This window comes from Acidiphilium sp. PA (genome assembly GCF_026191915.1).
In the GTDB taxonomy this organism is placed as follows: domain Bacteria; phylum Pseudomonadota; class Alphaproteobacteria; order Acetobacterales; family Acetobacteraceae; genus Acidiphilium.
Map to the genome: position 1 here is coordinate 158,501 of NZ_JAIMBY010000003.1, position 13,264 is coordinate 171,764.

At 65.2% G+C, this 13,264-nt stretch carries 12 protein-coding genes; 7 read left to right on the plus strand and 5 right to left on the minus strand.

Annotation, left to right across the window (positions count from 1 at the left end):
* The first annotated feature begins 104 nt into the window (after positions 1 to 104).
* Positions 105 to 1,298, plus strand: coding sequence for an FAD-dependent oxidoreductase (locus tag AruPA_RS06915; RefSeq protein WP_265635916.1), 1,194 nt, complete (start codon positions 105 to 107; stop codon positions 1,296 to 1,298).
* Here AruPA_RS06915 and AruPA_RS06920 read toward each other — a convergent pair.
* Together AruPA_RS06920 and AruPA_RS06925 are read right to left on the minus strand one after the other, a co-directional pair.
* Positions 1,289 to 2,302, minus strand: a complete 1,014-nt coding sequence (locus AruPA_RS06920; RefSeq protein WP_265635917.1) for a FliM/FliN family flagellar motor switch protein — start codon at positions 2,300 to 2,302, stop codon at positions 1,289 to 1,291. The genes AruPA_RS06915 and AruPA_RS06920 overlap by 10 nt on opposite strands.
* Positions 2,303 to 2,396: 94 nt before the next feature.
* Positions 2,397 to 2,642, minus strand: a complete 246-nt coding sequence (locus tag AruPA_RS06925; RefSeq protein WP_265635918.1) for a YMGG-like glycine zipper-containing protein — start codon at positions 2,640 to 2,642, stop codon at positions 2,397 to 2,399.
* 142 nt (positions 2,643 to 2,784) lie between these two features.
* Between AruPA_RS06925 and AruPA_RS06930 the strand changes: the two genes are divergently transcribed.
* The 6 genes from AruPA_RS06930 (at position 2,785) to cydC (ending at position 9,714) form a co-directional block, all read left to right on the plus strand.
* Positions 2,785 to 3,414 (plus strand): GbsR/MarR family transcriptional regulator, encoded by a 630-nt coding sequence (locus AruPA_RS06930; protein WP_265635919.1) that lies wholly within the window; start codon positions 2,785 to 2,787, stop codon positions 3,412 to 3,414.
* A 96-nt stretch (positions 3,415 to 3,510) separates the two neighbouring features.
* On the plus strand, positions 3,511 to 4,953 hold the full coding sequence (locus AruPA_RS06935) for a cytochrome ubiquinol oxidase subunit I (protein WP_265635920.1): 1,443 nt from the start codon (positions 3,511 to 3,513) through the stop codon (positions 4,951 to 4,953).
* A gap of 39 nt (positions 4,954 to 4,992) precedes the next feature.
* Positions 4,993 to 6,039: a cytochrome d ubiquinol oxidase subunit II gene (locus AruPA_RS06940; protein WP_265635921.1), complete on the plus strand. Its 1,047-nt coding sequence runs from the start codon at positions 4,993 to 4,995 to the stop codon at positions 6,037 to 6,039.
* 10 nt (positions 6,040 to 6,049) lie between these two features.
* A complete protein-coding gene (locus AruPA_RS06945; protein WP_265635922.1) occupies positions 6,050 to 6,283 on the plus strand; it encodes a hypothetical protein in 234 nt (77 codons plus the stop codon).
* Between the two features lie 3 nt (positions 6,284 to 6,286).
* Complete coding sequence (cydD, locus tag AruPA_RS06950) at positions 6,287 to 8,047, plus strand: thiol reductant ABC exporter subunit CydD (protein ID WP_265635923.1); 1,761 nt, start codon at positions 6,287 to 6,289, stop codon at positions 8,045 to 8,047.
* Positions 8,044 to 9,714 (plus strand): thiol reductant ABC exporter subunit CydC, encoded by a 1,671-nt coding sequence (cydC, locus tag AruPA_RS06955; protein WP_265635924.1) that lies wholly within the window; start codon positions 8,044 to 8,046, stop codon positions 9,712 to 9,714. The genes cydD and cydC overlap by 4 nt, the downstream gene beginning before the upstream one ends.
* Positions 9,715 to 9,854: 140 nt before the next feature.
* Here the strand turns inward: cydC and AruPA_RS06960 are convergent, their stop codons facing one another.
* Genes AruPA_RS06960 through AruPA_RS06970 form a run of 3 tightly spaced genes read right to left on the minus strand, consistent with a single transcriptional unit; the run spans position 9,855 to position 13,107 of the window.
* Positions 9,855 to 11,447, minus strand: a complete 1,593-nt coding sequence (locus AruPA_RS06960) for a DHA2 family efflux MFS transporter permease subunit (protein WP_265635925.1) — start codon at positions 11,445 to 11,447, stop codon at positions 9,855 to 9,857.
* Positions 11,448 to 11,461: 14 nt separating this feature from the next.
* Entirely contained in the window at positions 11,462 to 12,592 is a 1,131-nt protein-coding gene (locus tag AruPA_RS06965; protein WP_265635926.1) for an HlyD family secretion protein, read from the minus strand.
* Complete coding sequence (locus tag AruPA_RS06970; RefSeq protein WP_265635927.1) at positions 12,592 to 13,107, minus strand: MarR family winged helix-turn-helix transcriptional regulator; 516 nt, start codon at positions 13,105 to 13,107, stop codon at positions 12,592 to 12,594. Before AruPA_RS06970 ends, AruPA_RS06965 begins: the two co-directional genes overlap by 1 nt.
* Positions 13,108 to 13,264 lie beyond the last annotated feature (157 nt).

Here is a 13,264-nt window from a genome sequence, read left to right on the forward strand (position 1 = left end):
GAAGCAAAAAAACTTCGTTAATCTGGGCCCGTGGTGGTCCAAACGCCCGTGCCCCAGTGTAGGAAAGTTTTTTGCTTCTTTTTTTCAAAAAAGGAGCGCTTCTCTTGCCTTGTCCCGAAACCCCGCCGAAACAACCCATCATGCCCTCCGCCGCCCGCACCCTCGTCCTGATCGGCGGCGGCCACGCTCATGTGGCAGTGATCCGCGCGTTTGCCATCAATCCGTTACCCGGCACCGCACTCACGGTGATCAGTCGCGAGACCGAAACGCCCTATTCGGGCATGCTGCCGGGCCTGATCGCCGGGTATTACACCCATGCCGAAGCGCATATCGATGTCGCAGCACTTTGCCGCCGTGCCGGCGCGCGTTTCATTCACGACGAAGCGGCCGGGCTCGATCTCGGGGGGCGGCGCGTGCTGTGCCGTGCGGGCCCGCCGGTGCCGTACGATTGCCTGTCGATCGATATCGGCTCCATCCCGTCGCCGCAGGCAGCGGGCATCGGGGTCAAGCCGATCCCAGCGTTTCTTGTCCATTGGCAGGCGCTGTGCGCCCGCGCGCTGGCCACGCCGGGGCGATTGCGCATCGGCGTCGTCGGCGCGGGGGCCGGCGGGGTCGAACTGGTGCTCGCGCTGCAAGTCCGGCTCGGAGACTTGCTGCGCGCCGCCGGCCGGCCGCACGATGCGCCGTGTTTCAGCCTGTTCGGCCAGGCCACCACCATACTGCCCGGTTTTGCCGGGTCGGCGCGCCGCCGGCTGGAACGTATCCTGCGCCGGCGCGGCATCGGCGTGTTCACCGGCCAGGCAATCGGCGCCACGGCGGACGGCGCGCTGCAAGGCGCGGACGGCACGCGGTTCGATCTCGATGATGTGATCTGGGCAACCGGCGGTGCACCCGCGCCCTGGCTGGTCCAAACGGGGCTTGCGCTCGATTCACGGGGCTTCATCGCGGTGCACGACACGCTGCAATCGATCTCGCATCCGGCCGTGTTCGCGGCGGGTGACATTGCCAGCATCATCGGGCGCGCGGTGCCGAAATCCGGTGTCCATGCGGTCCGGCAGGGCAAGCCGCTCGCGGCCAATCTGCGCCGCGCGCTGTGCGGCGAGGCGCTGGCGCCGTTCCAGCCGCAGCGCCACGCCCTTGCGCTGATCGGCACCGGCGATGGCCAGGCGGTCGCCGTGAAAGGCGCCTGGAGTGCCGAAGGGCGCTGGGTCTGGCTCTGGAAAGACCGGATCGACCGGCGTTTCATGCGCCGCTACACCAATGTGCCGGAGCATGCCCGCCCCGATCATCAACGCTGATCCACCGGCGTTACCTTGCGGTCGATCGCGGCGGCGATCCGGCCGTTGCGCACGCCAAGCTGCGCGTCGAACAGGCTGATTTCGCCGCAGCGCAACGTGATCGGCGCGCCCCTCGGCGTGCCGAGCGGCATGATGTCGCCCTCTTTCAGCGCCATCAACGCGCTGAGCTTCATGGTTTGCTGATCGAGCACGGCTTCGAGTTCGATGTCGGTGTGCCAAAGCTCCTCGGCCAGATGCGCCTCCCAGATCGAATCCCGGCCGAATTTTTCACCCATGAACTGCTGGAGCAGCAACTCGCGCACCGGTTCGATCGTGGCATAGGGCAGGATGATGCCGACCGAGCCCTGCCGGCTCGCCGTCGTCATCCCGATCCGCGCGGTCAGCGCCGCGCCGGAATTGCGGCCCACCGCGGCGAAGCGCGGATCGGTCTCGGTGCGCTCCAGTTCGAACGTCACCGCACAGATCGGCGCGAAACTCACCGTCAGATCCTGCAGCACGATGCGGATCAGCCGTTCGGTCAGGTTGCGCTCGATCGAGGTGAGCGGGCGGATCGCATGCTGCTGGCTCGCGGGCACGCTGCGGCCGCCGAGCAGGATTTCGGTCAGGTTGTAAATCGTGTCGTAATCGATCACCAGAATGCCGAGATTATCCCACTCCAGCGCGCGAAACACCGCCAGCAGCGAGGTTTGCCCGCTGCCCGGCGCGCTGACCCCGGCGATGCTCTCGGTCAGCCGCTGCGAGGCGAGGGCGGCGAGCCTGACATCGACATTGTCCTGAAACAGATTGCGCAGGCTGCCGCCAAGGATGCGGGCCAGCCGCTCGAACACGATTTCCGCCATCGGCAGGCGTTCGTAGCGCACCGCGTTGCCATGGATCAGCCGGTTGAGCGGCGGCGTGGCCGGTTCGGGCGCGGCGGACTCGCCCTGCGTGCCGAGGATCATGTCGATTTCAGCCTGCGCGAGCAGGGACTCAGCCGCCTCACCCCCGGAACCCATCATCGCCATCAAACCTCATCTGCACGAAACGATCGGCCCGGTCAGCTCCGGGCCCGCTCAGTATCGGTCGCAGAGGTTAATATTTCGTTGCGCGGCGACGATTTCAGAGCCCATGACCAAGATTGATCGCGCGTGCGCTGGTCACGGCACCGCCGATCGCACCGATCGCGCCGCCGATCAAGGCGCCGCCCGCGGGTCCGGTGCCGGTCGCCGCGCCGATGATCGCACCCGTGCCGGCACCGATCGCGCCCCCGGAAAGCGCACGGCTGCCCGGCGTGTAGCCGCAGCCGGCCAAGCCGAGCGTCGCACCCAGGAGGCTGATGACAAGACCGAAAGCGCGTAATTTCATGATCGTAATTCCCGTGATTGATGAGAGGCGCGGATCTGGGGCCGATAACGCCCGATCATGTCCATTGCATGGCAGGGACGGGGCGGTTGACAGGCGGGTTTTCGACATTATTGCTATTCCAGTAATTTCTGGAATTTCAAAAATGCAGCTCACGCCCCTGACCGAAGCCTTCATCCTGCATTTCGGCGAAATGGGCAGCCGCTGGGGCATCAACCGCACGGTCGGGCAGATCTACGCGCTGCTCTATGTCGCCGAACGCGCGCTGCCGGCCGATGAAATCGCCGAGATTCTCGGCTTTTCGCGCTCCAACGTCTCGCTCGGGCTGAAGGAGCTGCAATCCTGGCGCCTGGTGCGGCTGCAACACCTGCCCGGCGACCGGCGTGAACATTTCTCGACCTTGGGGGATATCTGGCAGATCGTGCGTGTCCTCGCCGAGGAACGGCGGCGGCGCGAGATCGACCCGACCCTGTCCGTTCTGCGCGAACTCATCATGGAGACCCCCGGCAGCGAGGCCGATCGCTACGCCCAGACCCGCCTGCGCGAAATGCATGATCTGATCGAGCTGATCATGCGCTGGTCGGAAGACGTCCAGAAGCTCGACACTGCCGATCTGGTCCAGTTGCTCAAGCTCGGCGGCCGCGTCGTCGCGCTGCTCGAGTTGAAAAACCGCCTGCCGCTGATCGGCCGCGCCCGCGCGCAGCGCGAGGCGCCACCCGTGGCCGACCCACAGAGCGGGCCTGCAGACATGCACGAACAGGAACTGGAAACATGAGCGACCCGACACACCTGAACGAGCGATCAACGCGCAGCCCCACCGGCGCGGGCCGCTGCATCATCCGCCTCCCGCACGAACCCGAAAGAGCAAGCCATGTCGGATAATTCACTCTCGGTCTTCCTGTCGCGCATCGATTTCGCCTGGATCACCAGTTTCCATATCCTGTATCCGCCGCTCACCATCGGGCTTGCGGTCATTCTGTTCTTTTTCGAATGGCGCTGGGTCGCGACCGATGACGAGCGGTGGTACCGCCTGTCGCGTTTCTTCGAGAAATTGTTCATCGTCAATTTCGGCGCCGGGGTCGCCACCGGCATCACCATGGAAATGGCGTTCGGCATTCTCTATGGCCCGTTCTCGCAGGCGGCCGGCCCGTTCTTCGGCCAGGTGCTCGGCTATGAGACCATCACCGCCTTCATGTACGAGGCCGGTTTCATCGGGTTGATGATCTTCGGCTGGGGCAAGATCAGCAAAAGAATGCATCTGTTCGCGACCTTCAACGTCGCGCTCTCGTCCTCGTTCTCGGCGATGTGGATTCTGGTCGCGAATTCCTGGATGCAGACCCCCACCGGCATCGTGTTCAAGCACGGCGTGTTCCAGGTGACCGACTGGGTCGCCGCCCTGTTCAACCCCGATGTCATGTATGGCTTCCCGCACATGCTGGTGGCCACTTTCGAGCTCGCGCTGTTCTTCGTCGCCGGCGTCTGCGCCTGGTTCGTGCTCAAGCGCCGCCACATCACGCTGTTCGCCCGGCCGCTGCGCTTCGCCTTGCTCGCCCTGGTCGTGGTCGCCCCGCTGCAGGTCTATCTGGGTGACGGCCTGGGCGAAACCGTCGCGCACGACCAGCCCGCCGCGCTCGCCGCCATGGAAGGCCATTACAACACCTATAACAAGGATGGCTCGGTCAATACCGGCTGGCACATCCTCGCCTGGCCGAACGCCAAGGGCGACGGCAATGCCTTTGCGATCACCATTCCGCATGTGCTCAGCCTGCTCGAAACCCATAGCTGGAACGGCAAGGTCGAAGGGCTGAACAGCATCAAGCCGCAGGACCGTCCGCCGGTGGTGGTGCCGTTCTATTCGTTCCGGGTCATGGTCGCGGCCGGCATGGCGATGATGCTGGTCGCCTTCTGGGGCGGCTGGCTCGCACTGCGCCGGCGCCTGTCGGCCGATACCATCGCGGCCAACCCCTGGTTCCTGCGCGCCGTCATGGCCAGCGCCTTCCTGCCCTATCTCGCGGTCTGGACCGGCTGGTGGACCCGCGAAGTCGCCCGCCAGCCCTGGGTCGTCTATGGCATGATGCGCACATCGGCCGGCGTCAGCCATATGTCGGTGCCGCTCGAAATCTTCTGGCTGATCGGCTACATGACATTCGAACTGACGGTGTTCGGCGGCACCTGGTATTTCCTGGCCAAGATCATCCGCAAGGGCCCCGATCTGGTCAGCCCGGTCGCGCAGGACGGGCATCAGACGCTCGGCCATATCGAGGATAGCGGCGACCACGAGCCCGGCAAGCCCGAATATCTGCGGCCCGCCTGAGCCGATCCGCCTTAGGAAAGACCAGTTCCGATGCAAACAATGAACGCCCTGACCCAGACCCAGCACCTCCTCACCATCGTGTGGTGGATGTCGCTGGGGCTGAGCATCCTGCTCTACATCATTCTCGACGGGGCCGATCTCGGCGCCGGTGTGTTCTCCCTGTTCGTATCCGACGAGGATGAGCGCGGAGCCATCATGTCCGCCATGGCCGGCACCTGGGATGCCAATGAAACCTGGCTGATCGTGGCCGGCGGCGTGCTGTTCGGCACGTTTCCCTTCGTCTACGGCTCGCTGTTCAGCTATCTGATGGTGCCGCTCGCCCTCGCCCTCTGGGGCATCATCACCCGCGCCGTCTCGCTCGAATTCCGCCATCTCGCCGAAAAGCGCTATCAGCGGTTCAGCGACTACGCCTTCGGCATCTCCAGCCTCGCCACCACCTTTTTCGGCGGCATGGCGGTGGGTGCCACGCTGCACGGGTTTCCGCTCACCCATGTGCCCAACCAGGTGCCGACCTATGTCGGCGGCGCGCTGCGCTTCATCAGCCCGTTCAGCATCTGGACCGGCATTGCCGCGGTCATCGCGGTCTCGCTCGCCGGCGGCCTGTTCATCCGCGCCCGGTTCGAGCCCGAGGAAGATATCCGCAAGCACGCGGCCCGCTGGACCAATTACGCGTTCTACGCGGCGATCGGCGCGGTCGCGATCACCATCGGCTGGAGCGTGATCATCTTCCCCTGGGTCTCGGGCAAATGGTTCGGCCCGTATTTCTGGGTCTATGGCATCGGCTTCCTGGCGGTGCTGTTCGCCATCGTGAAAATGCGCGCCGCCTCCAACGCCGAGCGCGACATCGCGGCCATCCTCTGGCTCAACGCCGCCATCGCGCTGATGGCGACCGGCATGATGTGGACGATGTACCCCTGGATGGTGCCCGACACCTGGACCATCTACGCCGGTGCCACCCCGCAGGTCTCGATCATCACCTTCACCCTGGCGATGGCCGGGTTTTTCCCGGTGATGCTGATGTACAACTGGTACCAGATCTGGGTGTTCCGCGCCCGCGTCTCCAAACTCGCCGCCTACGGGCATTGATCGCCTCCCCATGACCCCGGCAGCACGCAAGGATCGGCCGCTGCTCCAGGCGCTGCGCAACCAGCGCCTCGCCGCCCTGTGCCTCGCTGGTCCCGCGCTCGGTGTGCTGCTCGTCGAGGCGATTTTCGGCCTGCCGCGCGCCCTGCTGTTGATGGCGCTCGGCATGGCCGGCTTCACCGCCATCCTGTTCGGCATTCTGCTCCAGGGCGAATACCGCGCAGTCCGCCGCGCGCCGCGGCGCTGAGCGATGGCCAACGCCCCGCGCTCGCGCGCCGAGGCGAAAAGCCTGGAAGCCTGGCTGCGCGGCTTTACGCGCACCGTGCGCCTTCCGCTCACCGCCACGATCATCACCGGCGCGATCGGCGGCGTGCTCCTGGTCCTGCAGGCCTGGCTGCTCGCCCGCATCATCGATGGCGTGATCATCGAACATCAGGCGCTGCAACAAGTCTGGCCGCTGCTGATCGACCTGCTGGCCACCTTCATCGCCCGCGCGATCATCACCGCGCTCACCGACATCATCGGCTTCGAGGCCGCCGCCCGCGTCAAGCGTGCCATCCGCCGCCAGGCCTACGCCCATCTCACCGCCCTGGGCCCGGCCTGGAGCCGCCATGAGCGCAGCGGCGACCTCGCCACCACCCTGATCGACGGCATCGAGGCGCTCGATCAATACTATGCGCGCTATCTGCCGCAGATGGCGCTCGCCGTCTTCATTCCGCTCGCCATTCTGGTGTTCGTGTTCCCTGCCTACTGGATCGCCGGGATCATCATGGTGATCACCGCCCCGCTGATCCCGCTGTTCATGATCATCGTCGGCAAGGGTGCCGAGCGGCTCAACCAGCGCCAATGGCGCAAGCTCGCCCGCATGAGCGCTTATTTTTTCGACGCGATCGAAGGGCTGACCACGCTCAAGCTGTTCGGCGCCAGCCGTGCCGAAGCACAGATGATCGCCGACGTGTCGGACGACTACCGCATCACCACCATGGCGGTCCTTCGCGTCGCCTTTCTGTCCTCGCTGGTGCTGGAGTTCTTCGCGACCATCAGCATCGCGATGGTCGCGGTCTATATCGGCTTCGCACTCTACTACCGCGAATTGCACTTTCTGCCCGGGTTCTTCGTCCTGCTGCTCGCCCCCGAGTTCTACCGCCCGCTGCGCAACATGGGCAGCTCCTACCATGCACGGATGGAAGCGATCGGCGCCGCCGAACAGATCGTCCGCCTCCTCGCCACCGAAGCGCCCACCCCGGACGCACCCAAAACCGAAGCCGCGCCCGAGCCGGCGCTCACCCTCCGCTTCGAACAGGTCGATTTCGCCTATCAACCCGGCGAACCCATCCTCACCGGCATCGATTTCACCCTCGCCCCCGGCGAACGCCTCGCGCTGGTCGGGCCGAGCGGTGCCGGCAAGACCACGATCAGCCAGTTGCTGCTCGGCTTTCTTGAGCCCAGCCGCGGCATCATCCGCATCGGCGGCACCGATCTGCGCGATCTGCCGCCCGCCGCCTGGCTCGCGCGCATCGCCTGGCTGCCGCAACGCCCGACGCTGTTCCACGGCAGCGTGATCGACAACATCAGGCTCGGCCTCACCGCCGATGCCGCCGCCGTGCGCGCCGCCGCCGCCCAGGCCGGCGCCGATCATTTCATCACCAACCTGCCGCAGGGCTACGACACAATCGTGGGCGAACGCGGCCAGGGCCTGTCGGGCGGTGAAATCCAGCGCATCGCACTCGCCCGCGCCTTTCTGAAAAACGCCGAACTGATCGTGCTCGACGAACCCGACGCCAGCCTCGATCCCGCCACCGCCGCGCTGATCGGCGCATCGATCGAACGCCTCGCGCGCGATCGCACCATGCTGATCATCGCCCACCGGCTGGAATCGGTCCGCCATGCCGACCGGATCCTGGTCATCGACCACGGCCGCATCGTCGAATTTGGCGACCACGCCAGCCTGATCGCCCGCCGCGGCCTCTACGCCACCATGAGCGCGCTGCGGCAGGATGTCCCGGCATGACCGATCTGCTGCGCCTGCTCCGCCTGTTCCGGCCCTACGCGTTATGGCTGCTCGCCGGCATCGGCCTGTCGGTCGTGGTCATTCTCGCCAATGTCGGTCTGGTCGCACTCGCCGGCTGGTTCATCGCCGCCATGGCGCTGTCCGGCCTCAGCGGCCAGTTGATCGAGTATTTCACGCCCGCTGCCGGCATCCGCGCCCTCGCCATTCTGCGCACCGGCGGCCGCTACGCCGAACGCCTGGTCACGCACGAGGCCACGCTGCGCCTGCTCGCCGCGTTACGGGTGTGGTTCTACCAGCATCTCGAACCACTGGCGCCGGCCCGGCTGCAATATTACCGCGGCGGCGACCTACTCAGCCGCATCCGCGCCGATATCGACAGTCTCGATAATCTCTATCTTCGCGTCCTCGCCCCCACCATCGCCGCCGCCGTCACCATCATCCTGCTCGTCGCCTTCATGGCGGCCTTCAGCGTTAAAATCGCGCTGATCGACCTCGGCTTCCTGGGGCTCGCCGGCGTCGCCCTGCCGCTCGTCACCCAGCGCCTCGCCCGCTGGTCCGGCCGCCGCGCGGTCGCCATCCGCGCCGATCTGCGCGCCGGCGTCACCGATACCGCGCGCGGCCTGGGTGAATTGCTGGTCTATCAGGCCGCCGCCCGCCAGACCGAAACCATCACCGCGCTGAGCGATCGGCTGATCGCCGGCCAGCGCCGCCAGGCGTGGATCGCCGGCCCCGCCGCCGGCCTCGCCGGTCTTGCCGCCAATCTCGCCATGGGGCTCGCCCTCATCATCGCCATCCCGCTGGTCCGCCGCGGCGATCTCACCGGCCCCGATCTGCCGATGATCGCGCTGTTCGTGCTCGGCAGTTTCGAAGCCGTCGCCCCGCTGCCCGCGGCGTTCCAGGCGCTCGGCGAAACCCTCGCCGCAGCGCGCCGCATCTTCGCTATCATCGATACCGAACCCACCATCGCCGAACCCGCGCACCCGGCCGACCCGCCCACCCGGTTCGACCTGCGGATCACGAACCTGTCGATGCGCTACACGCCGGATAGCCCCTGGGCGTTGCGACACATCGATCTCGCCATCCCCGAGGGCGGGCGCATCGGCATCATCGGCGAAACCGGCTCGGGCAAGACCAGCCTGCTCAACGTGATCCTCCGCTTCTGGGCGTTTCAGGAGGGCAGCATCACCCTCGGCGGCGTTTCGCTGCGCGATCTGCGCGGCGAGACCACGCGCGGCGTCTGCGCCGTGCTCGCCCAGCAGACCTATCTGTTCAACACCACCATCCGCGCCAATCTGCACCTCGCCCGCCCCGGCGCGACCGAGGCCGAACTGCACGACGCCCTCCGCCAGGCGCAGATCCTCGATGAAGTCCGAAGCTTTCCCGCCGGGCTCGATACCATCGTCGGTGAAACCGGCATGCGCCTGTCCGGCGGTCAGGCCCGCCGCATCGCCATCGCCCGCGCCTTCCTGAAAGACGCGCCGATCCTGATCCTCGATGAACCGACCGAAGGGCTGGACGCCGTGTCGGAACGCGATGTCCTCGCCGCCCTCGAAAGGCTGATGCAGGGGCGTACCACGATCATGATCACGCATCGGCCGCAGAGCTTGCGGCTGGTGGAGCGGGTGTTTGTCATGGAGCGTGGTCGGCTGAAGCAAAGTAAAGGGTAGGGAAGCACTTCTTTTTTTGCAAAAAAAGAAGCAAAAAAACTCCTTTTAATTTGGGCCTGTGCCGGTTTCAGCGCCCGTGCCTCAGAGTCAAAAAGTTTTTTGCTTCTTTTTTACAAAAAAGAAGCCTTCTTCCCCTACCCTTACTCCATCACCGCCATCTCATGCTTCTCCGCCTTAACCCCCGCCTGCGCCGGCGGCTTGCGCATCAGCAGCAGCGTAAAGATCGCCGGAATACTAACCATCAGCATGAATTTGAACGCATCGAGATACGAAATGATATCCGATTGCTGCACGACCATGGTGTTCAGCATCGCCGCACCCCGCGTGGTCATCGGGTTGAGGTAGTGGCTCACCGCCCCGCCCACCTGCAGCGCCCGGTTGAACGGCGTGATCGCGTTCGAGACGGATTCATGATCCACCTGCGACATCTGCACCTGCACCGCCTCGGTAATCGAAATCCCGACCGCCATGCCGACATTGCGCATCAGGCTGAGCAGCGAGGTGCCCTGCGTCCGCAGCGCGGGATCGAGCGTGTAGAACGCGACCACCTGCAACGGCGTGAACACGAAGCCAAGCCCCGCCCCCTGCACGACGATGCTCTCGATCAGATACGATTGCGGCGACGAGGGCAGCCACTGCATCATCATCCAGAACGACACGATCAGCAGCAGGAAGCCGGCGAACATCAGATAACGCGGATCGACCTTGTTGGTCAGCCGCCCGGCAATCATCATCGCCCCCATCGTGCCCAGCCCGCGCGGCGCCATCACCAGCCCCGCCAACTCGACCGGATAATTGCCGAGTTTTTCCAGAAACGGCGGCATCAGCGTCGATGACGAGAGCAGCACCGAACCCACCGCGAACATCGCGATCAGGGCGGCGTTCAAATTGCGGTCCCGGAACACGCCGCGCGGAATGAACGGCTGCTTGGCCGTGAACATATGCACGATGAACAGATAGAGTCCGATCGCCGCGAGCACGCCATAGGTCACGATCTCGGTCGAGCTGAACCAGTCCTTCTCCTCGCCCCGATCCAGCAGGATCTGCAACGCCGCCAGAAACAGCGAGAGCACGGCAAAGCCGATCCAGTCGAAATGGCCGGATGAGCGGTTGGCCGCCCCGCGCTTGGGCATGAAAAACCCGAGCGCCAGCACCGCCGCGATGCCGAACGGCAGGTTGACGAAAAACACGTAACGCCAGTCGTAAAAATACGTCAGATACCCGCCCAGCGTCGGCCCCAGGATCGGCCCGACCATGACGCCGATGCCCCAGATCGCCATCGCCTGGCCGCGCTTTTCCGGCGGATAGATATCGAGCATGGTCGACTGGCTGAGTGGCACCAGCGCCGCGCCGAACATGCCCTGAAACAGCCGGTCCACCACCATTTCGCCCAGCGATGTCGCGATGCCGCACATCATCGAGGTCACGGTGAACCCGATGATCGACACCATGAACACGTTCTTGCGGCCGAACCGCCCGGCCAGCCAGCCCACCGGCGCCGTCATGATCGCGGCGGCCACCACATACGAGGTCAAAACCCAGGTGATCTCGTCATACGAGGCCGAGAGCGAGCCCTGCATGTACGGCAGCGACACGTTGGCAATCGTCGCATCGAGCGCCTGCATCAGCGTGCCGATCATGCACCCGACGGTCACGATCAGCCGCGGCGTGCCGGAAACCTGCATCACCTCGTTCTTGCCCGGCCCGCCCTTGGCCTGATCGTTCGCGGCCATCGGAATTCAGCCGATCAGAACAGGTTCGATAATTTGTGCTGATGACCGGTGATGATATCCACCTCCGCCGTCATGCCGTTGCGCAGCACCAGATGCTTCGGCCCGTCGGTGATGTTCACCCGCAGCGGAATCCGCTGCACCACCTTCACCCAGTTGCCCGAGGAATTCTGCGCGGGCAGGATCGAAAAACTCGAGCCGCTGGCCGGTGAAATGCTCGCCACCACGCCGTGCCACAGCTTGCCCGGATAGGTATCGACGTGGATCTTCACCTTGTCGCCCGGCTTCACCCAGGTGAGCGCGGTTTCCTTCGGCTGGGCGCGCACCCATACATCCCTGTTCGACACCAGCCCGAACGCCGCCGTGCCCGCCGGCAGATACATGCCCGGCTGCAATTTCTCGGTCTCGGTCACCACGCCGTCGAACGGCGCGCGCACGATCGAGTGCCGGTAGTTCAGTTGCGCCGCCGCGAGCGCCGCCGCCGCCGCCTTGTATTGGGGCGTATCGGCCAGATGAATTTTCGGATCGCCCGACAGTTTCGCGAGATCCACCCCGGCCTGCGCCTTCATCGCCGCCAGATTGGCCTCAGCACCCTGGTACTTGTACTTCGCATTGTCATAATCGGACTGCGTCACGCCGCCGCCATGCACCAGCGAGGCGTAGCGCTGATAATTCAACCGGTCATTCTCGACCACCGCCTCCTGCACCTTGATCTTGGCGATCTGCGCCTGATAGCTGTGCCGCGCGCCCTCGATCTGCTGCTTCACCTCGGCGAGCTTCGCCTGGGCCTGGTCCTCGGCCACCACGAACCGGGTCGGCTGCAGGCGGAACAGGATCTGCCCCTTGGTCACCGTCTGATGGTCCTTCACATCGACCTGATCGACCAGGCCGGACACATCGGTCGACAAATTGACCCGCGCCGCCTTGATATAGGTATCGGTCACCGAAACCGAGCCGCCGCTGAACAGCCAGTAGAGCAGCACCGCAAGCAAGATCAGCAGCACCCCGCCGACCATCAACACCGGCCGCAGCAGCTTCGAGCTGCCCCGGCTGCGCCCGTCGGAGCGTTGCTTGGCGTCGCGGCCCGTGGTCTCGCGGCCCTCGGCATCGCGCGTCACCACACCGGCGGTTGAACTCGTCTGCGACATCAAGCCATCTCCTGTTCGGCCTTGGCGGCACTGATCATATAGGTATCGGCCGCCCGATCGGCGGCGAGTAAAATTGTTTTCATCCGCATCAATCCATCGATCGTCGCCTCGATCACGGCGGGCGCCACATTCCTCGTCACGAATGCCGAAATGATGCCGCGCTGTTCCTCGATATCGCGCAGCAACGGGTCCGCCAGCGGGGTCAAATGCAGCCGCCAGATCCGCCGGTCCCGCGGGTCCGCCCGCCGCTCCACCAGCCCGCGCGCCTCCAGCCGATCGGTCAGCCGCGCCACCGTCATCGGCTCGACCTCGATGATTTCGGCCAGATCCTTCTGCGACAGGCCGGGATTGTGCGCGAGGCGGATCATCATCACCCATTGCGCCCGGTTCATGTCGTGCATGCGCGCCCGCCGGTCGATCTCACGCCGCAGCAACCGCGCGACATCATGCAGCAGATACAGAATATCGGGTTCGGTCGCGGCGCCCGGCGGCGCGCAGGAAGTGTTCGTATCCATGACACGTGTGATAATAGCGATTGATACGAGTAAGCGCCACTGTCCCAGTTCTGCGTTTTTCGCAGGGGGCTCTGCGGCTGGCAGAACGCTGAAACGCCACGGCCGCGCGCGCCACGCGTCCACGCCCGGTGTCACACGCCCGGTGTCAGGGCAGCGC

What these genes read in the sequence shown, in the direction of transcription:
- AruPA_RS06920 (WP_265635917.1), bottom strand. Translation starts at nt 2,302, where the DNA reads ATGGCGATGATGGGTTCCGGGGGTGAGGCGGCTGAGTCCCTGCTCGCG.
- AruPA_RS06925 (WP_265635918.1), bottom strand. Translation starts at nt 2,642, where the DNA reads ATGAAATTACGCGCTTTCGGTCTTGTCATCAGCCTCCTGGGTGCGACG.
- AruPA_RS06930 (WP_265635919.1), top strand. Translation starts at nt 2,785, where the DNA reads ATGCAGCTCACGCCCCTGACCGAAGCCTTCATCCTGCATTTCGGCGAA.
- AruPA_RS06935 (WP_265635920.1), top strand. Translation starts at nt 3,511, where the DNA reads ATGTCGGATAATTCACTCTCGGTCTTCCTGTCGCGCATCGATTTCGCC.
- AruPA_RS06940 (WP_265635921.1), top strand. Translation starts at nt 4,993, where the DNA reads ATGAACGCCCTGACCCAGACCCAGCACCTCCTCACCATCGTGTGGTGG.
- AruPA_RS06945 (WP_265635922.1), top strand. Translation starts at nt 6,050, where the DNA reads ATGACCCCGGCAGCACGCAAGGATCGGCCGCTGCTCCAGGCGCTGCGC.
- cydD (WP_265635923.1), top strand. Translation starts at nt 6,287, where the DNA reads ATGGCCAACGCCCCGCGCTCGCGCGCCGAGGCGAAAAGCCTGGAAGCC.
- cydC (WP_265635924.1), top strand. Translation starts at nt 8,044, where the DNA reads ATGACCGATCTGCTGCGCCTGCTCCGCCTGTTCCGGCCCTACGCGTTA.
- AruPA_RS06960 (WP_265635925.1), bottom strand. Translation starts at nt 11,447, where the DNA reads ATGGCCGCGAACGATCAGGCCAAGGGCGGGCCGGGCAAGAACGAGGTG.
- AruPA_RS06965 (WP_265635926.1), bottom strand. Translation starts at nt 12,592, where the DNA reads ATGTCGCAGACGAGTTCAACCGCCGGTGTGGTGACGCGCGATGCCGAG.
- AruPA_RS06970 (WP_265635927.1), bottom strand. Translation starts at nt 13,107, where the DNA reads ATGGATACGAACACTTCCTGCGCGCCGCCGGGCGCCGCGACCGAACCC.